Genomic DNA, 17,736 nt, shown 5'->3' with positions numbered 1-17,736 from the left:
GCGGAGCGAGCACGGTCGGGTGCCGAACCGCGGTGCGGCGGGTGGTGTCTGGTAAGTCTTTCGGATGCCCGGTTCTGGCCAGCGGTTCGCGCGGCGTGCGCGGTGGCGGGCCGCCGTTCCCTCGGCGGTTGCGCTCGCGGTAGCGGCGTTCCTGGCCGGCTGCGGTCCACCGACCGGTGCCGGGCCGGCCGGCGGCGGCTCGGAGTCGCCCAGCTCGGGGCCCGCGAGCTCCGGGCCGGCCAGTTCGCCACCGTCGAGCGACTCGGCCGAGGCCGGCCCATCGGCCGCGCCGGACCCGACCGGTTCCGGCCACAACGCCCCGGGGGTCAGGGCGGTGCCGGTCTACTACCTCGGTCAGACCTCGGTGGGGGACCGGCTGTACCGGGAGTTCCACCAGGTGCGGGCCGGCGCGGGCGAGGAGCTGGGCTCGCCGGCGGTACGGGAACTGCTGGCCCACGATACCGGGACCGACCCGGCGTACCGCTCGGCGTGGCCGCGCGGCTGGGCACTGCGCACCCCGGTCCGGCACACCGCCGGCGTGATCACTGTCGACCTGACCGCCGGTGGTAACCAGCCGTCCGCCGAGCTGGCCGACTGGGCGGTGCGCCAGCTCGTGTACACGGTGCAGGGCGCGCTGGGCTCCGCCGACCCGGTGCGCGTCCTGGTCGGCGGCAGGTCGGTGCCCCTGCTCTGGGGCCGGGTGGCCATCGCCGAACCCCGGACCAGGGACGACCCCGACACGGTCCGGTCCCCGGTGCAGATCGACAACCCCGGTTACGGCGCACGGGTCGGCCGGACGTTCCGGGTGTCCGGTGAGGCGGCGGTGTTCGAGGCGACCGTGCTCTGGCAGGTGTTGCGCGGGTCGGCGGTGGTCCAACACGGCTTCACCAGCACGGCGGAGGGGCAGAAGTTCAGCCCGTACTCGTTCGAGCTGACCCTGGAACCGGGCGACTACACGCTGCGGGTGTACCAGGACGACGCCTCCGGGGGCGAGGGCCGGCCGCCGATCAGCGACACCCGGCAGATCACCGTGCGCTGAACCGGGGGCCGGCTCAGCGAGGGGCGCGCAGCCCCAGCCGGCGCAGCTCCAGTGCGGCCAGTCGGCGCACCACGTCCGGGTCGTTGCGCCGCCAGCCGGACGCCGGGTCCTCGGTGACCGCGCGCAGCCGGCACACCGACACAGCGGTGAGTGCGCGCAGCGCGAGCAGGTCGGCGTTGCGCTCCCGGCAGGCCACGGCGGCGCCGGCCAGCCGCGCGTACCGGATCCGCAGCGGCAGCCAGAGCACCAGCGCCGGCAGCGCGCCGACCAGTGCGACCAGGACCGCGGTGCCGGTTGCCAGTTCGGCGATGGTGGTCAGCTGCTGCTCGCCAACGCCGGCCAGCGACTGGCCCGCCGCGCGGCCGGTGTCCAGCGCGGCCGCCAGCTGGGCGCCCACGAACGGCACCTTGGCCGCGGTCCGGGCCGCGGTGGCGAAGGCGTCGCCGATGCTGGTCCCGGCGTTGGTGAGGCTGTTGGCCGGGACCTGCAGCCGCAGCATCAGCTCCCTGGCCCCCGCGGCGGCCCAGCCGAAACCGGCCAGCCAGGCCAGCCCGAGCAGGTCGGCCAACAGCTGCCGGGCCACCCGGCCGGGGCGCTCGGCGTAGAGCTTCATGCTTCCGTCGCCCCGGTCTTGTGTCGGGCGGCCAGCGCGCGGTAGACGGCCGGGTTCGTCTTGACCCACCAGCCGGCGGACTCGGTGAGCGGTCGCAGCGTGGCCGGCGCGCCGAGGGCCATCTGGTCGTCGGGCACCACCATGTTCGGCGGGATCAGAGCTCCGGCGCCGACCAGGGCACGGTCGCCGATCCGGGCGCCGTCCTGCACGATGGCGCCGTTGCCGATCAGCGCCTCGGTGCCGACGATGCAGTTGTGCACCACGCACAGGTGCCCGACCGTGGCGCCGACCCCGATGACCAGCGGGTCCTCGCTGCCGTGCAGCACCGAGTTGTCCTGGATGTTGGCGCCGGCCCGGATGATGATCGGGCCGAAGTCGGCACGCAGCACCGCGCCGTACCAGACCGAGGCCTCGGCCTCGACGCGCACGTCGCCGACCAGCGTCGCGGTGGGCGCGATCCAGGCCGACGGGTCGACGGTGGGCGCGGTGCCTTCGAAGGCGAACAGTGGCATGCGCCGAACTCTATGACGACGCGTTCACCGCCCGCGCACGGCCGATCACCCCGGGTGCCTCAGGCGGCGGCCAGGAACGCTGCGATGGCCGCGGCGGCGGCCGGCAGGTGCTCCGCGTCCTTCCACTGTTCGACGAACTGCGCGCCGGGCACCGACGAGGCGAGCAGCCGGGACGCGCTGCGCGGGTGGTACTCGTCGTTGCCCTGCAGCACCAGGACAGGTGTGGTGATCGTCGGCAGGAACGACTCCGGCACGCTGAACAGCACATCGTCGCCCTCGTAGAGGGCTGACCGGTACGCGGCCCAGGCGGCCGGGCCGGCCTCCGGGTGCTTTGGCGCCAGGTCGGCCATCCAGCTGTCGAACATCTCGCGGAAGGCGTCGCGGTTGTCGTCCAGCCCGATCGACTGCAGGATCACCGCGCCCGCGACCCGGTGCGGCGCGGCGTTGAGCAGGCCGAGGATGAACGGCCCGCCGATGCACATGCCGACCACGTGGAAGCGGTCGATGCCGAGGTGGTCGAGCACGGCGAGCTGGTCGGCCGTGTACGTCGCCCAGCTCTCCCTGCCGGTTACCGGGGCGGTGGAGGAGCCGGCGTTGCGCTGGTCCATGGTGATGACGCGGTAGCTGCCGGCCAGTTCCTCGACCGGGTTCCACGGCATCTGGTCCCAGTACGACGAGGCGGAGCGCATCCCGCCCGGCGCGAGCGCCAGCACCGGGAAACCGGACCCGTGGTCCTCGTACTGGATGTGGACGTCGTCTCGCTGCAGAACGGGCACGCCCCATTCGACCATTGCCGGGCCAGGGCCGCATGCTGACCGTTCCCGGCACGGTCAGGCGTTGTCCGCCGGAGCTGTTCTGAACATCTCGACGAGCCGGTCGACCGCATTCTCGCTGAAGCAGAGTTCGAGGCCTTCGACGGATTCTTGTGCCTTGGCGGCGCTGCGCGGGAAGAGCGCGTCCTCGTAAGCGGTGAGGGCCTGCTCGGTCTCGCCGGGGTGCTCGACGATTTCCTGGCCGAGGAGCGCTCCGTCGAGCATGGCGAGGTTGGCTCCTTCTCCCGCGAACGGCGACATCAGGTGGGCGGCGTCGCCCAGCAGCGTCACGCCCGGGGCGCGCTCCCAGCGGTGGCCGACCGGCAGCGCGTTGATCTTACGCGGCACCAGTCGACCGTCGGCGTTGGCGACCAGCTCCGTCAAGCTCTCGTCCCAGTCCTCGAACTCCGCGAGCACCCTTGCCTTCGAGGCCTCGATGTCGTTGAAGTCGATCGTGTCGAGCCAGTCCGCGGGGGCTCGAAATGCGGTGTAGATATGCAGTTTGCCGCTGGTCGTGCGGTGGCCGAGGAAGCCCTTGCCGCCGTCGAGCGCGAAGAGCGTTCCGTTGCCGACGACGGCGGCCTCCTTCGGGTGGTGGGCATCGGCGTCGAGCAGGTCGGCCTCTACGAATGAGATTCCGGTGTAGGTCGGCCAGGCGTCGGAGACCAACGGGCGAATCCGGGACCAGGCGCCGTCGGCGCCGACGAGCAGGTCGCTGGTGAGGGTGGCGCCGTCGGCGAAGGTCACTTCGTGCCGGCCGCTGCCGAGCGGTGTGGCAGCAGTGACCTGGCGTCCCCAGCGCACGGTGCCCTCGGGCAGTGAATCGAGCAGCAGGTCGCGCAGCTGTCCTCGGTCGACCTCGGGGCGGTCGCCGGTGCCGTCGTTGACCTGCTCCCAGTGCAGGGCGGCGTGCTTGTCCAGGACCCGTTCGCTTTCCCCGCCCGGATGTACGAGTGCGCCGAAGTCGTCGATCAGCCCGGCGTGGCGCAGCGCCACCTGGCCGTTCTCGGTGTGGATGTCGAGCATGCCGCCCTGTGTGCGGGCGTGGCGGTCGGTTTCGAGATCGAAGACGGCGGCCTCGATGCCGTGCACGTGCAGGACGCGCGCGAGGGTGAGGCCTCCGAGTCCGGCGCCGACGATGAGGATGGGGTAATGGGTGTTCATGGTGGTCTCCTTCATGCTCCGCGGTCCGGGGCCGACGCTTGGCTGTCCGTCGTGTGCGGGTGTTCCGGTTCTCACGAGGTCGCGGCGGCCGGTTCCTTCTCGGTGTCCTGGTTCGGGGCGGGCTTGCCGCGCAGTGGTATCTCCTTGATCAACACGGGCGGCGCGGAAGGCTGCCCCGGCGCACAGCGCGCCGACCAGGAAGACCTGCTGGGTGCCGTGCGCGACCGCGTGCAGGTAGGCGCCCTCACCCGGGGGGTACTGGCCGGCGAGGCTTCCTCCAGCGCGGCGGCCAGCGAGTTCCACTCCTGGCCCGAGCCGGGCTCCTCCTCGCGTGAGCTGTGCTCGACCACGCTCGCGGTGGCCATCAGCAGGAGGATGTCGACTCCCCAGGCGGCCTGCGCGTCCGGGACCCCACCCTCGCCGAGCAGCGCCAGCCCCGGCCCTCGATGGCCAGGATGGCCGAGTCGGCACAGCGCAGCCGGATGTTGCGGGCGGCCTGGTAGGCGTCCGAGCCGGAGAAGGTCAGTGCTTCGTCGTAGCTCGGGAACTCCAGCAGCACGACCCTGGACCGGAACTCGCCCTCGGCCTTGAGCCTGGCCGATCCCGGCGCGCCGCGGAAGTCGGCTACCCGGGTTCGTCCTTGATCCGCCAGAGCGCGGACACCGGCCCGTGCCCGGCGCCCAGCGGGTAGGAGTGCCGCACCGCCTCCACGATGTAGCGCTTGCCGAAGGCCACCGCGTCCGGCACCGCCATCCCGTGCGCCAGGCCGGCGGTGATCGCCGAGGCCATCGAGTCGCCGCCGCCGTGCGTGTTGCCGGTCTCGAACCGGGGCCCGGGCAGCTCGGTGAAGGTGTGCCCGTCGTAGAGCAGGTCGACGCAGACATCCGCGTCCTCGCGAAGGTGCCCGCCCTTGACCAGCACGTACCTCGGCCCGAGCTCGTAGAGCAGCTTCGCCGCCTCGTACTGCGCGGCGCGGTCGTGCACGTCGAGGCCGATCAGCAGCCGCACCTCGTCCAGGTTCGGCGTGATCACCGTGGCGCGCGGGAACAGCAGGCCGCGGAACGCGTCGAGCGCCGAGTCGGCCAGCAGCTGGTCGCCGTGCATCGACGCGGCGACCGGGTCGATCACCAGCGGCGTTCGGTGCGCCGCCCCGATGCCGGCCTGGTCACACGCGCGCGCCACCGCTTCGATGATCTCCGCGCTGGCCAGCATGCCGGTCTTCGCCGCGTCCAGACCGATGTCGCCGGCCACGGTGAGGATCTGCGCGGCCACCGTCTCCGGCGGGATCTTGTGCACTCCGGTGACCCCGATGGAGTTCTGCACGGTCACCGCGCAGACCGCGAGGCAGCCGTGCACCCCGCAGGCGGTGAACGCGCGCAGGTCGGCCGCGATGCCGGCGCCGCCACCGGAGTCGGTGCCGGCGATCGTCATCGCCCTCGGCGGGGTGCGCCCCACGGTCTGCTCAATTGCCATCTGGCCTACTCGCTCGCTATCGGCAGGTACACCCGGCCGCCGGTCTCGCCGAACTCGTCGGACTTCTCCACCATGCCGGCCTCGATGGCCTCGACGCTGGTCAGCCCGTGCTTCTCGGCGTAGTCCCGGACGTCTTGGGTGATCTTCATGGAACAGAACTTGGGCCCGCACATGGAGCAGAAGTGCGCGGTCTTCGCGGGCTCGGCGGGCAGCGTCTCGTCGTGGTAGCTGCGCGCGGTGTCCGGGTCCAGCGACAGGTTGAACTGGTCGGCCCAGCGGAACTCGAACCTGGCCTGGCTCAGCGCGTCGTCTCTGGACTGTGCGTGCGGGTGCTCCTTGGCCAGGTCGGCGGAGTGCGCGGCGATCTTGTAGGTGATCACGCCGACCTTCACGTCGTCCCGGTTGGGCAGCCCGAGGTGTTCCTTCGGGGTGACGTAGCAGAGCATCGCGGTGCCGTGCTGGGCGATGATCGCGGCGCCGATCGCGCTGGTGATGTGGTCGTAGGCCGGTGCGATGTCGGTGGCCAGCGGACCGAGGGTGTAGAACGGCGCCTCGCCGCACCACTCCTCCTCCAGCCGGACGTTCTCCGCGATCTTGTGCATCGGGACGTGGCCCGGGCCCTCGATCATCACCTGCACATCCCTGCCGCGGGCGATGTGGGTGAGCTCGCCCAGGGTCTTCAGCTCGGCCAGCTGGGCGGTGTCGTTGGCGTCCGCGATGGAACCCGGCCGCAGCCCGTCACCCAGCGAGAACGTCACGTCGTAGGTGCGCAGGATGTCGCAGAGTTCCTCGAAGTGCGTGTAGAGGAACGACTCCCGGTGGTGCGCCAGGCACCACGCCGCCATGATCGAACCGCCCCGGGACACGATGCCGGTGACCCGCTTGGCCGTCAGCGGCACGTAGCGCAGCAGCACGCCGGCGTGCACGGTCATGTAGTCGACGCCCTGCTCGCACTGCTCGAGGATGGTCTCCTTGTAGACCTCCCAGGACAGCTTCGCCGGGTCGCCGTTGACCTTCTCCAGTGCCTGGTAGATCGGCACCGTACCGATCGGCACCGGCGAGTTCCGCATGATCCACTCGCGGGTGTTGTGGATGTTCTTGCCGGTGGACAGGTCCATCACGTTGTCCGCGCCCCACCGGGTGGCCCAGACCATCTTGTCCACCTCCTCCTCGATGGAGGAGGTCACCGCGGAGTTGCCGATGTTCGCGTTGATCTTGACGAGGAACTTCTTGCCGATGATCATCGGCTCGGACTCGGGGTGTTTGTGGTTGGCCGGGATCACCGCCCGGCCCCGCGCCACCTCGGAGCGGACCAGTTCGACGTCCACCCCTTCGCGGACCGCGATGAACCGCATCTCCGGCGTCACGATGCCGGCCTTGGCCCAGGCCAGCTGGGTGGCTGCGCCGTTGACGGGTTCGCGCGCGTCGATCCATGGTTGGCGGAGTTTCGGCAGGCCGGCGCGCAGGTCGATGGTGGCGTTGGTGTCGGTGTACGGGCCGGAGGTGTCGTACAGGTCGAAGTGCTCGCCGTTGGTCAGATCCACTCGGCGGACCGGGATCCGCAGGTCGTCCGGGCCCTCGACGTACACCTTGTGAGACCCCTGGATCGGGCCTGTGGTGACGCTGGGGGTGACCGTGCGATCGTCAAGTGCAGTCATGGCGATTCCTCCCTACGCCGGCATTACCCGGACAGGTTCGTGCGGTCGGCGGCACTCTGCTGTGAACAGCAAGCCGCCCTCTCAGCCCGATGCTTTACGAGCTCCCGCGATCTGTAGTTGTGTTCTCCGACCGTAACGCGCGATCGCCACCCCCGCCAGGCCAACGCCACCGCCCCGCGTTCACCAGACACGTCACCCCGTCACATTCCCGCGAGTCGGGGCTCTCAGCACACCGAGTCGGGCGTTTCAGCACACCCTGTCAGCCGGTGAGCTCGGAGGGCACCGCGACGACGTCCACCATGGCGCCGTTGCGCAGGACGGTCACCGGCAGCGCCACGCCGATCGACTCGGCGAACAGCTGGCGTTGGATGCCCTGCGCGTCGGTCACCGGCTCCCGCCCGACGGACAGCACCAGATCGCCGGCCCGCAGTCCGGCCTTCGCGGCGGGGCTGTCCGCCACCACCTCGACCAGCCGCAGCCCCTTGCTCCGCTGGTACCGCTCCGCGACCGCGGCCGGCACCGGAGCCGGCGTGCCGACCACACCCAGGTACCCCCGGCGCACCCGGCCGTCGCTCAGGAGCGTGGCGACGATCCGGCGCGTGGTGGCGTTCACCGGTACGGCCAGCCCCAGTCCGACGCCGGCCACCGCGGTGTTGATCCCGACCACCTCGCCCCGGGAGTTGGCCAGCGCGCCGCCGGAGTTGCCGGGGTTCAGCGCGGCGTCGGTCTGGATGACGTTCTCGATCACTCGCCCGGCCTGCCCGCTCCGGGTGGGCAGCGACCGTCCCAGTGCGCTGACCACGCCGGCGGTGACCGAGCCGGACAGCCCGAGCGGGTTGCCGACGGCGACCACGAGCTGGCCGACGACGAGTTGGTCCGCGTCACCGAGCCTCGCGGCCGGCGGTGTGGCGTTCCGGGCGCGCAGCACCGCCAGGTCGGACAGGGGATCGGTGCCGACGACGTCGAACGTGGTCTCGGTACCGTCGGTGAACTCCGCCTCGCCCCGGTTGGCGTCGGCGACGACGTGTGCGTTGGTCAGCAGCAGTCCGTCGTCGGTGAACACCACGCCGGACCCGGCGCCGGTGGCGCGCCCTCGACCGACGCGCAGGCTGGCTACGTGCGGGGTGACCTCAGCGGCCACCGCGCTGACCGTGCGTGAGTAGGCGTCCAGTTCGTCCATGTCGGCCCCAACCGCCTTGATTACACCTTTGCAGCGGTAAACGCGCGGGTGGGGCCCAGTGTTCCGCCGCCGGCGGAGGCGCGAGTTCGACAGCAGGTGTCGGGCGACTCGCCGGGACTTGATCCCCGACTCGCCGGGACTAAATCCCCGACTCGCGGAGTGTGCTGGGAGCCCCGACTCGGTGTGCTGAGAGCCCCGCCTCGCGGGTGCCGGACGGGGGGGTGCGGGTGCCGGGGTCAGGCGTCGGCGGCCTCGGAGACGGTGGGGTCCCAGGCCAGGCCGGGTACGCCCCAGCCGTGGCGCTTGAGCGCTCGCCGGGCGGCCTTGTCGTGCCGGCCGACCAGGCGGTCCACGTAGAGCAGGCCGTTCAGGTGATCCGTCTCGTGCTGAAGGCAGCGGGCGAAGAAGCCGCGCCCCTCGACCTCGACCGGCGCGCCGTCAACGTCGACGCCGATCACCTTGGCCCAGTCCGCCCGGCCGGTCGGGAACTGCTCGCCGGGTACCGAGAGGCAGCCTTCCCAGTCCTCGTCGGGGTCCGGCATGGTCTCCGGGAGCTCCGTGGTCTCGAGCATCGGGTTGACCACGACCCCGCGCAACTGCACGCCGGCCACCTCGTCGGGGCAGTCGTAGACGAACACCCGCAGGTCGACGCCGACCTGGTTGGCGGCGAGCCCGACCCCGTCGGCCGCCTCCATGGTGTCGAACATGTCCACCACCAGGGTGCGAAGTTCGTCATCGAACTCCGTCACGGGGCGGGTGGGTGTATGCAGCACGGGGTCGCCGATGATGCGAATGGGACGGACGGCCATGCGCGCGACCCTATCGGGTGCCTCCCACACCCAGTTACGGGTGCGTCGGAGCCAGACCCTGTCGGCGGTCCGTGGTCTAATACCCCCCGAATCACAAGGATGTTGTTTAGGTAATTGTGCTCGGTCCCCGATCCGTCGAGGTGCGTTAATGGATTCCGTCGAGGTACTACCGGACCGCCGGGCCCCCAGTGACGAACTGGCCCGGCGGGAACACGAAATCCTCGCTTTCGAGGCTCAGTGGTGGAAGTACGCGGGTGCCAAGGAACAGGCGATCCGTGAGCTTTTCGACATGTCAGCTACCCGCTACTACCAGGTGCTCAACGCGCTGATCGACAAGCCTGCCGCGATGGCCGCCGACCCCATGCTGGTGAAGCGGTTGCGCCGGCTGCGCGCGAGTCGGCAGCGGACCCGTGCGGCTCGCCGGTTCGGAGTTGACGCGCGCTGATCTTCGCGCGTGGCCAGTGAACCGACATCACGAGTGACCGGGAGGTCGAGATGACCGAGCCCAGCCCGCCGGGAGGCGGCCCATCCCCATTGCGTATGGGCGGGTTCGTGATGCTCGGTGTCGCCGCGGTAGCCGCCGTGGTCGGCCTGGTCTCGTTGGCCGGCGGCGGAGACCGCGCGAACGCGGCGCCACCGCCACCGTCGGTGAACGCCGCCGCGTCGACCGCGCCGGTCAGCCCGTCGCCATCCCCCGCCGCCAAGCCGGAAGCCGCCCCGGCTCCGGCTCCGGAACCCGCGCCAGCCCCTGCGCCAGCCCCTGCGCCAGCTCCGGTACCGATCGCCGCCCCGCCGCCGGCAACCCCGGCTCCCGCACCTGCCCCGGCTCCCGCTCCCGCCCCTGCTCCGGCCCCCGCGCCCAACGCGGCGCCTGCCCCGGCCCCCAAGATCGCACCGGCACCGGCCGCTCCCAAGCCGCTGCCCGGCGTGGGCCTGCCGGCCGACAACGGGGCCGGCACGGGTCGCTCGGGCGGGTCCGGTGCCGCCCACGCGCCGCGCAAGGTCGTCAAGGCGCCGGTTCGGGTCTACAACAACAGCAGGATCCGCGACCTGGCCCAGCGGGCGGCGGCGGACTTCCGCGACTCCGGCTGGCAGGTCACCGAGGTCGGCAACTACCCGTTCGGCGCGATCGGTACCAGCACCGTCTACTACGAGCCGGGCAACGCCCGTGAGCTGAGCGCCGCCCAGTCGTTGGCCAGCAGCTTCGGCATGCGGGCGGCGCCGAGGTTCGGAGGCATCGCAAACGCAACCCCGGGCCTGATCGTGATCATCACCCGGGACTACCAGCGGCGTTGACGGACCGGGCATGATCGCGCGGTGACTCAAGACGACGGCCGCGGCGATCAGGACGGCCACCGGGACGGCCCCCTCGACGGCTACCGGGCGCCGGGGCTGAGCTGGACCAGGGTGATGCGGGCCAGGGAGCCCGCCGAGCCGCATCGGGCGGCGACGCCGCTCGAGCTGTTCTTCGACCTGTGTTTCGTGGTCGCCGTGTCCCTGGCGGCGGCGCGGCTGCACCACGCGCTCGCGGAGCAGCACGTCGGCGCCGGGCTGCTCGGCTACCTGATGGTGTTCTTCGCCATCTGGTGGGCCTGGATGAACTTCACCTGGTTCGCCTCCGCCTACGACACCGACGACGCGCTGTACCGGGTGACGACGCTGATCCAGATCACCGGTGCGCTGGTGCTGGCGGCCGGCGTGCCCGCCGCGTTCGACCGGGGCGACTTCACGATCGTCACGGTCGGCTATGTGATCATGCGGTTGGCCATGGTGGCGCAGTGGTTGCGGGCCGGGGCGACCAACCGGTGGCAGCGCCCCTGCACCCTGCGCTACGCGGGCGGGATCGCGGTGGTGCAGCTGGGCTGGGTACTGCGGCTGCTGCTGCCGCCCGGTCTGCTGGTGGTCAGCTTCGTGGTGCTCGCGGTGGCCGAGATCGCGGTGCCGGCGTGGGCCGAGCGGTACGGGCCGACCAGCTGGCACCCCGGGCACATTGCCGAGCGGTACAGCCTGTTCACCCTGATCGTGCTGGGTGAGGTGGTGCTCGCGGCCGCCTCGGCGATCCAGGAGGCGCTCGCCGAGGGGGAACACCTCGGCGCGCTGCTCGGGGTGGCCGCGGCCGGCATCGTGATCGTGTTCTCGATGTGGTGGCTGTACTTCGACGAGCCGGCGGAGCGGCTGCTGACCGGTCTCAGAACGGCGCTGGGCTGGGGTTACGGGCACTATCTGGTGTTCGGGTCGGCGGCGGCCGTCGGCGCTGGGCTGGAGGTGGCGGTCGACTTCGACAGCGGCAGGACGCAGCTGGCACCGGTATTGGCCGGGCTCGCCACGGCGGTACCGGTCGCGGTGTTCCTGCTCACCGTCTGGCTGCTGCACGTGCGCCCGCGCCCGGGTGGTCGGGTGGGTGCGCTGAACGTCGCGTACCCGCTGGTCGCGGTGCTGGTGTTGGCCACGCCGTGGTCGCCGGCGCCGGTCCACCTGACGGCGGTGCTGGTTGCCGCGCTGGTGGTGCTGAACCTGGTGGTCAAACAGCGCGCCGACCGGGCGGTGGCAATCAGCTAGAGCAGCTAGAGCAGCTGCTGGGCCGGGCCGTCAGCGGGGGCGGCGGGTCTTGCGCAGGCCCAGGCGGCGGCCGCTTCGGCGGGGCAGGTTCTCCACCGGCCCGACGCCGCCGCCGACACCGCTCACCCCGCCCGCGCCGCCGACGCCACTGACATGGCCGCCGGTACCGGTGACCTGGCCATTGGTCGGTACGTCGTCCTCGCGGCGGCGCCGGTTGTTCAGCGCGGCCGCACTGGCCCTGGCGGCGCCGGCCACCCGACGGCGCAGCGGCGGCCGCAAGCCGAGCGGCCGGGGACCACGCAGCGCGCGCACGGCGGCCCTGCGCTGCCGCGCCGCGAGGTACCAGGCCTCCGGGTGTCGGCCCAGCCAGCGGTATCGGTAGACGCCGTACGGCAGGTGCGCGAGGTAGAGGAACACGGCCAGTGCGAGCGCCATGAACGGCACCGTGATGATCGCCGCGGCGGCCAGCCCGACCAGCACCAGCAGCGGGGCGATGAACTCGGCGGGCACCCGGACGGTTTTCATGGCCAGCGTGCGCAGTCGGCTGATCATCAACGCCGCGACCAGCAGCATCCAGATGCCGATGACGAGCGGTTCGGACCAGAAGCCCCGGCCGAACTGGATCTCGATGAGCAGCGGGGTCACCGCGACCAGGGCGGCGGCCGGCGCGGGCACCCCGACGAAGAACTCCTTGGCGTACGGCGGCTGCTCGGTGTCGTCGAGCAGCGTGTTGAACCGGGCCAGCCGCAGTGCCGCGCACACCGCGAACACCAGCGCCACGACCCAGCCCAGCCGGTTGCCCTCCAGCCGCCAGATGAACAGCACCAGCGCCGGGGACACCCCGAACGACACGCAGTCGGCCAGCGAGTCCAGCTCGGCGCCCATCTTGCTGGTGGCGTCGAGCAGCCGGGCGATCCGGCCGTCCAAGCTGTCGAGGATGGCCGCCGCGGTGAGCGCGGCGATGCTCAGGTCGAAGCGCCCGCTGAGCGCGAACTGCACCGCGGACAGCCCGGAGCACAGTGCGAGCACGGTGATCGCGTTCGGCAGCAGCCGGACGCCGCGGGAGCCGTTGGCCATGGGTCAGCTCGCCGGTTCGGAGCAGGTCGGATCGGCCAGCACGGTCTCGCCGCCGATGGTGCGCTGCCCGGGCGCGACCAGGACCCGGGTGCCGGCGGGCAGATAGGTGTCCACCCGGGAGCCGAACCGGATCAGCCCGTAGGTCTCGCCGGCGGCGACCTCGGCCCCCTCGCTGACCTGGCAGACGATCCGCCGGGCCAGCAGGCCGGCGATCTGCACCACGCCGACCTGTTGCCCGTCGGCGCCGCGCAGCAGCATCGAGCTGCGTTCGTTGTCCTCGCTGGCCTTGTCCAGGTCGGCGGAGAGGAACTTGCCCGGCCGGTAGACGACGCGTTCGACCCGGGCGTCCAGTGGGATCCGCTGCACGTGCACGTCCAGCACGGAGAGGAAAACGCTGACCCGGGGCAGCGGTGCCGGCGGCAGCCCGAGCTCGGCCGGCGGCGGGCACTCGTCGACGATGGCCACCAGGCCGTCGGCCGGGGACACGATCGCGCCAGGCCGGTCCGGGGTGACCCGGACGGGCTCGCGGAAGAATGCGGCGACGGCGGCGGTGGCGGCCACCCCGAGCACGGTGCCGCGCCCGGTCAGTGCCCTGGCCAGCAGCGCGGCCGCGCCGACGCCGGCCACGATGGGCCGGCCGCCGGGGTGCATGGGGGGAATCGAGGCGCGGATCAGGCCGACGAAGTGGCTCAGTCCGGTAGGTGCGGGTTCGGTGCCGGCCATCAGGGTGAGTCGAATCCTCCAGCGATGCGGCGCCGGGGCGGTCGCCCGGCCGTTGACGGTACGCCGGGCGGGCCCGCCGGCCCACGTCGGTCTGGTGGCGGTCACCTTAGCCGTGGCTCGCGTGGCCCAGCGCCGCGGGAACGGCAGCTGCCGGGAGCCAGGAGCCGAGAACGGGAAGAGCCCGGCGCTCCAGCCGGGCAGCTCCGGGCAAGTAAAAGGCCGGAGCCGCCATCCCCCGAGACAGCGACCCCGGCCGTGGAACCGCTCGTCCGCTCCCCAGCGACAAGCGGTAGGTCTGTTGGCGGTGGGTGAGCCGCCGTGGGGCAAATTATTCCCGAGCGCCCGCTCGGTGGTCCAGCCCATTCGCGGTAAAGGCGCTGGACATGGACCGTTCGGACGAACGCTCCACTGATGTTGACGCCTTAGGGCTAGCAATCGTTGCCCTTTTGGGCTGTGACCTTCGTCACACTCGATGAAATGACGCGTTATTACGCTCCGTCGAGCATCGCTTGGAGTAGCCGGGCGGCTGTCACCTGATCAGCTATCCAGGACCCAGACATCAACTTCCGTGCCCTGGGCGTGCACCTCGGCCGTCTCGTCGAGGACGATCAGACAGTTGGCCCTGGCCAGCGCGGACAGCAGGTGGGAGCCCGGGCCGCCCACGGTCCGGACCGTGCCCGCGGCGGCGTCCAGCTCGCCGCGACGGAACTGCCGCTTACCCGCCGGGGAGTGCAGAGTCTCGCTCAGCGCAGCCCGCACGAGTGGCCTAGTGGGTCTCGGATGGCCCATCGCGGCCCGTAACGCAGGGCGCACGAACACCTCGAACGACACCTGCGAGCTGACCGGGTTGCCGGGCAGTGTGACGACGGTGACGCCGGGCCCGCCCGGACCGTCGAGCCGGCCGGCACCCTGCGGCCCGCCTGGCTGCATGGCCACCCGGACGAACTCCACCCCTCGGTCGGCGAGCGCGTCCTTGACCACCTCGTAGGCACCCGCGCTCACCCCGCCCGAGGTCAGGATCAGGTCCGGCGGGTTGCCCTCGGCCGTGGCGGAGGTGATCCGGTCGGTCAGTGCGGTAAGGAACTGGGGCACGTCGTCGGGGACGAAGCGCAACTGCTCGGCGTGCCCGCCCGCGTCCCGCACCGCCGCCGCCAGCATCACGCCGTTGGACTCGTAGATCTGCCCGTGCCGCAGTGGCTGCCCCGCACTGACCAGCTCCGAGCCGGTGGACAGCACGAGCACGTTCGGCGGCCGCCGGACCGCCACGGTGGCGGCGCCGACGGCGGCGGCCAGCCCGAGCCGGGGAGCCGTCAGGGGCGTGCCGGCCGGCAGTACCAGCGCGCCGGCGTCGGTGTCCTCGCCGGCGCGGCGGACGTGCGTGCCGACGGCGACCGACCGGTCCACCCGGACCGAGTGCACGCCACCGTCGGTGTGCTCGACCTGGACCACGGCGTCCGCACCCGGCGGCATCGGGGCCCCGGTCATGATCCGGTGCGCGGTACCGGGCAGCAGCGGCGGCGAGTCGGTCCGCCCGGCCGGGATGTCCTCGGGTACGGGCAGCTGCACCGGGCGCTCGGGGGTGGCGTCGGCCACGTCGTGGGCCCGCACCGCGTAGCCGTCCATCGCGGAGTTGTCGAACGGCGGCAGTGCGATGGTCGCGCGCAGGTCCTCGGCGAGGACCAGGCCGAGTGCGGCGGCCAGCGGCCGGTCCTCGACCGGGGTCTGCCCGAGTAGTGCGGCGACGGCCGCGCGGTGTTCTTCGACGGTTCTCTGAGCTTTGCCCACAGAGCGCATCCTGCCCTCCCGGACTCTGAGACGGGACTCTCGGGGAGGGGGCGGTTTGGGTAGCGTCGGTTGGAGTTGGTCCGCAACAACAGGAGGATGCCGTGGCCCAGGGCACGGTCAAGTGGTTCAACTCGGAGAAGGGCTACGGCTTCATCGCCACCGACGGTGGGCCCGATGTCTTCGTGCACTACAGCGCCATCCAGATGGATGGCTTCCGGACGCTCGAAGAGGGTGACCGGGTGGAGTTCGAGACAACGGCCGGCCGGGACGGCCGTAGTCAGGCGGAGGCAGTGCGCCGCCTCTGAGTCCGAGGACAGCGAGGGACCGACCGGTTCGCCGATCGGTCCCTCGCTCGCGAGCGGGTGTGCGCGCGCGTGTTGTATAGCGAACGGGGCAGCTCACGGTGTCCGGGTGGACCCGCTCCCGGGGCCGCCGGGTCGGTGGTGCTCATCAACTCGGCGAGGGCCTGTCGTCTTGCACTCGCCGTATGAGAGTGCTAAACACGGCATTGGCACTCGACACCTGTGAGTGCCAGTTGGAGTCGGTGAGACCGAGCGCAGGGTTGCCGGTCGTCCGTCGCGGGCACCGTTTCCGACACCGCGTCATCCCTATCGGAGGACCACATCGCATGGCCAAGATGATCGCGTTCGACGAGGAGGCACGCCGCGGGCTCGAGCGCGGCATGAACACTCTCGCCGACGCCGTCAAGGTGACGCTCGGCCCGCGCGGCCGTAACGTCGTGCTCGAGAAGAAGTGGGGCGCGCCCACCATCACCAACGATGGTGTGTCGATCGCCAAGGAGATCGAGCTCGAGGACCCCTGGGAGAAGATCGGGGCCGAGCTGGTCAAGGAAGTTGCCAAGAAGACCGACGACATCGCCGGTGATGGCACCACCACGGCCACTGTGCTGGCTCAGGCGCTGGTGCGCGAGGGTCTGCGCAACGTGGCCGCGGGTGCCAACCCGATGGCGCTCAAGCGGGGCATCGAGAAGGCTGTCGAGGCCGTCGCGCAGGAGCTGCTCAAGACCGCCAAGGAGGTCGAGACCAAGGAGCAGATCGCCGCTACCGCCTCGATTTCCGCGGCCGACAACTCCATCGGCGAGCTCATCGCCGAGGCGATGGACAAGGTCGGCAAGGAAGGCGTCATCACCGTCGAGGAGAGCCAGACCTTCGGGCTCGAGCTTGAGCTCACCGAGGGCATGCGCTTCGACAAGGGCTACATCTCGCCCTACTTCGTGACCGACGCCGAGCGGATGGAGGTCGAGCTGGAGGACCCCTACATCCTGCTGATCTCTTCGAAGGTCTCCACCGTGAAGGACCTGCTGCCGCTGCTGGAGAAGGTCATGCAGGGTGGCAAGCCGCTCGCGATCATCGCTGAGGACGTCGAGGGCGAGGCCCTGGCGACCCTGGTGGTGAACAAGATCCGCGGCACGTTCAAGTCCGTCGCGGTGAAGGCCCCCGGTTTCGGTGACCGTCGTGAGGCGATGCTGACCGACATGGCCATCCTGACCGGTGGTGAGGTCATCTCGGAGAAGGTCGGCCTGAAGCTGGAGAACACCGACCTGACGCTGCTGGGTCGGGCCCGCAAGGTGGTGGTCACCAAGGACGAGACCACCATCGTCGACGGTGCCGGTGACGCCGACCAGATCGCCGGTCGGGTCCAGCAGATCCGCAACGAGATCGACAAGAGCGACTCCGACTACGACCGGGAGAAGCTGCAGGAGCGCCTGGCCAAGCTGGCCGGCGGTGTTGCGGTGATCAAGGCCGGGGCGGCCACCGAGGTGGAGCTCAAGGAGCGCAAGCACCGCATCGAGGACGCGGTGCGCAACGCCAAGGCCGCCGTGGAGGAGGGCATCGTCGCCGGTGGCGGGGTTGCCCTGCTGCAGGCCGGCGCCGGGTCGCTGTTCGATGGCCTCGGCCTCGACGGTGACGAGGCAACCGGGGCGAACATCGTCCGCGTTGCCCTGGAGGCCCCGCTCAAGCAGATCGCGATCAACGCCGGCCTCGAAGGCGGCGTCGTGGCGGAGAAGGTGCGCAACCTTCCCGCCGGCGAGGGCTTGGACGCCGCCACCGGCGAGTACAAGGACCTGATCAAGGCCGGCATCATCGACCCGGCCAAGGTCACCCGGTCCGCACTGCAGAACGCGGCCTCGATCGCGGCACTGTTCCTCACCACCGAGGCAGTGATCGCGGACAAGCCGGAGAAGCACGCCGCACCGGCTGGTGACCCCACCGGTGGCATGGGTGGGGGCATGGACTTCTGAGTCCAGCTCAACCTGTACGTCGCTACGTCCGTCGGGGGCGGTGCCGGAGTTTTCCGGTGCCGCCCCCGC

The 17,736-nt window shown here is 71.3% G+C and carries 19 protein-coding genes and 1 riboswitch; of the genes, 6 read left to right on the top strand and 13 right to left on the bottom strand.

What is annotated here, in order from left to right:
* Positions 1-64 precede the first annotated feature (64 nt).
* Positions 65-1,039 carry a Gmad2 immunoglobulin-like domain-containing protein gene (locus tag ACTXG6_RS03165; RefSeq protein ID WP_445186257.1) on the top strand — a complete coding sequence of 325 codons (975 nt, stop codon included), beginning with the start codon at positions 65-67 and terminating at the stop codon, positions 1,037-1,039.
* A gap of 13 nt (positions 1,040-1,052) precedes the next feature.
* On the opposite strand, the gene ACTXG6_RS03160 is transcribed toward ACTXG6_RS03165, so the two are convergent.
* From ACTXG6_RS03160 to ACTXG6_RS03115, 10 genes are all read right to left on the bottom strand, one after another.
* Positions 1,053-1,652, bottom strand: coding sequence for a hypothetical protein (locus tag ACTXG6_RS03160; protein ID WP_445186256.1), 600 nt, complete (start codon positions 1,650-1,652; stop codon positions 1,053-1,055).
* Positions 1,649-2,164 carry a gamma carbonic anhydrase family protein gene (locus ACTXG6_RS03155; protein WP_445186255.1) on the bottom strand — a complete coding sequence of 172 codons (516 nt, stop codon included), beginning with the start codon at positions 2,162-2,164 and terminating at the stop codon, positions 1,649-1,651. Before ACTXG6_RS03155 ends, ACTXG6_RS03160 begins: the two co-directional genes overlap by 4 nt.
* Before the next feature lie 59 nt (positions 2,165-2,223).
* A complete protein-coding gene (locus ACTXG6_RS03150) occupies positions 2,224-2,940 on the bottom strand; it encodes an alpha/beta fold hydrolase (RefSeq protein WP_445186254.1) in 717 nt (238 codons plus the stop codon).
* 54 nt (positions 2,941-2,994) lie between these two features.
* A complete protein-coding gene (locus ACTXG6_RS03145) occupies positions 2,995-4,140 on the bottom strand; it encodes an FAD-dependent oxidoreductase (RefSeq protein WP_445186253.1) in 1,146 nt (381 codons plus the stop codon).
* Positions 4,141-4,211: 71 nt separating this feature from the next.
* The gene (locus ACTXG6_RS03140) at positions 4,212-4,505 is read right to left on the bottom strand and encodes a hypothetical protein (RefSeq protein ID WP_445186252.1); all 294 of its coding nucleotides are present in this window, start codon (positions 4,503-4,505) and stop codon (positions 4,212-4,214) included.
* Positions 4,505-4,792 carry a DUF1330 domain-containing protein gene (locus ACTXG6_RS03135; protein WP_445189890.1) on the bottom strand — a complete coding sequence of 96 codons (288 nt, stop codon included), beginning with the start codon at positions 4,790-4,792 and terminating at the stop codon, positions 4,505-4,507. The genes ACTXG6_RS03140 and ACTXG6_RS03135 overlap by 1 nt, the downstream gene beginning before the upstream one ends.
* Positions 4,765-5,613: a bifunctional hydroxymethylpyrimidine kinase/phosphomethylpyrimidine kinase gene (gene thiD, locus ACTXG6_RS03130; protein WP_445186251.1), complete on the bottom strand. Its 849-nt coding sequence runs from the start codon at positions 5,611-5,613 to the stop codon at positions 4,765-4,767. Before thiD ends, ACTXG6_RS03135 begins: the two co-directional genes overlap by 28 nt.
* A 5-nt stretch (positions 5,614-5,618) precedes the next feature.
* A complete protein-coding gene (gene thiC / locus ACTXG6_RS03125; RefSeq protein WP_445186250.1) occupies positions 5,619-7,271 on the bottom strand; it encodes a phosphomethylpyrimidine synthase ThiC in 1,653 nt (550 codons plus the stop codon).
* A riboswitch (TPP riboswitch) is annotated at positions 7,262-7,389 on the bottom strand. It overlaps the preceding gene by 10 nt.
* A 141-nt stretch (positions 7,390-7,530) precedes the next feature.
* Positions 7,531-8,451, bottom strand: coding sequence for a S1C family serine protease (locus ACTXG6_RS03120; RefSeq protein WP_445186249.1), 921 nt, complete (start codon positions 8,449-8,451; stop codon positions 7,531-7,533).
* A 236-nt stretch (positions 8,452-8,687) separates the two neighbouring features.
* Positions 8,688-9,260 (bottom strand): peptide deformylase, encoded by a 573-nt coding sequence (locus tag ACTXG6_RS03115; protein ID WP_445186248.1) that lies wholly within the window; start codon positions 9,258-9,260, stop codon positions 8,688-8,690.
* Between the two features lie 148 nt (positions 9,261-9,408).
* On the opposite strand from ACTXG6_RS03115, the gene ACTXG6_RS03110 reads away from it, so the two are divergent.
* The 3 genes from ACTXG6_RS03110 to ACTXG6_RS03100 all read left to right on the top strand — a co-directional run bounded on the left by ACTXG6_RS03110 (position 9,409) and on the right by ACTXG6_RS03100 (position 11,819).
* Positions 9,409-9,705: a DUF3263 domain-containing protein gene (locus ACTXG6_RS03110; RefSeq protein WP_331087457.1), complete on the top strand. Its 297-nt coding sequence runs from the start codon at positions 9,409-9,411 to the stop codon at positions 9,703-9,705.
* Positions 9,706-9,755: 50 nt separating this feature from the next.
* Positions 9,756-10,556: a LytR C-terminal domain-containing protein gene (locus tag ACTXG6_RS03105; protein WP_445186247.1), complete on the top strand. Its 801-nt coding sequence runs from the start codon at positions 9,756-9,758 to the stop codon at positions 10,554-10,556.
* A 114-nt stretch (positions 10,557-10,670) separates the two neighbouring features.
* Complete coding sequence (locus tag ACTXG6_RS03100; RefSeq protein WP_445190334.1) at positions 10,671-11,819, top strand: low temperature requirement protein A; 1,149 nt, start codon at positions 10,671-10,673, stop codon at positions 11,817-11,819.
* Between the two features lie 30 nt (positions 11,820-11,849).
* Here ACTXG6_RS03100 and pssA read toward each other — a convergent pair whose 3' ends face one another.
* The 3 genes from pssA to moeA form a co-directional block, all read right to left on the bottom strand.
* The gene (pssA, locus tag ACTXG6_RS03095; protein WP_445186246.1) at positions 11,850-12,896 is read right to left on the bottom strand and encodes a CDP-diacylglycerol--serine O-phosphatidyltransferase; all 1,047 of its coding nucleotides are present in this window, start codon (positions 12,894-12,896) and stop codon (positions 11,850-11,852) included.
* A 3-nt stretch (positions 12,897-12,899) separates the two neighbouring features.
* Positions 12,900-13,619, bottom strand: a complete 720-nt coding sequence (locus tag ACTXG6_RS03090) for a phosphatidylserine decarboxylase (RefSeq protein WP_445186245.1) — start codon at positions 13,617-13,619, stop codon at positions 12,900-12,902.
* 537 nt (positions 13,620-14,156) lie between these two features.
* Positions 14,157-15,413, bottom strand: a complete 1,257-nt coding sequence (moeA, locus tag ACTXG6_RS03085; protein WP_445186244.1) for a molybdopterin molybdotransferase MoeA — start codon at positions 15,411-15,413, stop codon at positions 14,157-14,159.
* Between the two features lie 92 nt (positions 15,414-15,505).
* Between moeA and ACTXG6_RS03080 the strand changes: the two genes are divergently transcribed.
* Both ACTXG6_RS03080 and groL read left to right on the top strand, forming a co-directional pair.
* Complete coding sequence (locus tag ACTXG6_RS03080; RefSeq protein ID WP_445186243.1) at positions 15,506-15,709, top strand: cold-shock protein; 204 nt, start codon at positions 15,506-15,508, stop codon at positions 15,707-15,709.
* A gap of 323 nt (positions 15,710-16,032) precedes the next feature.
* Positions 16,033-17,667 (top strand): chaperonin GroEL, encoded by a 1,635-nt coding sequence (gene groL, locus ACTXG6_RS03075; protein WP_445186242.1) that lies wholly within the window; start codon positions 16,033-16,035, stop codon positions 17,665-17,667.
* The last annotated feature ends 69 nt before the right edge of the window (positions 17,668-17,736 follow it).

Source organism: Pseudonocardia sp. Cha107L01, assembly GCF_052566575.1.
Note: the sequence above shows the minus strand (reverse complement) of the source record. Positions and strands in the feature narration are given on the sequence as shown.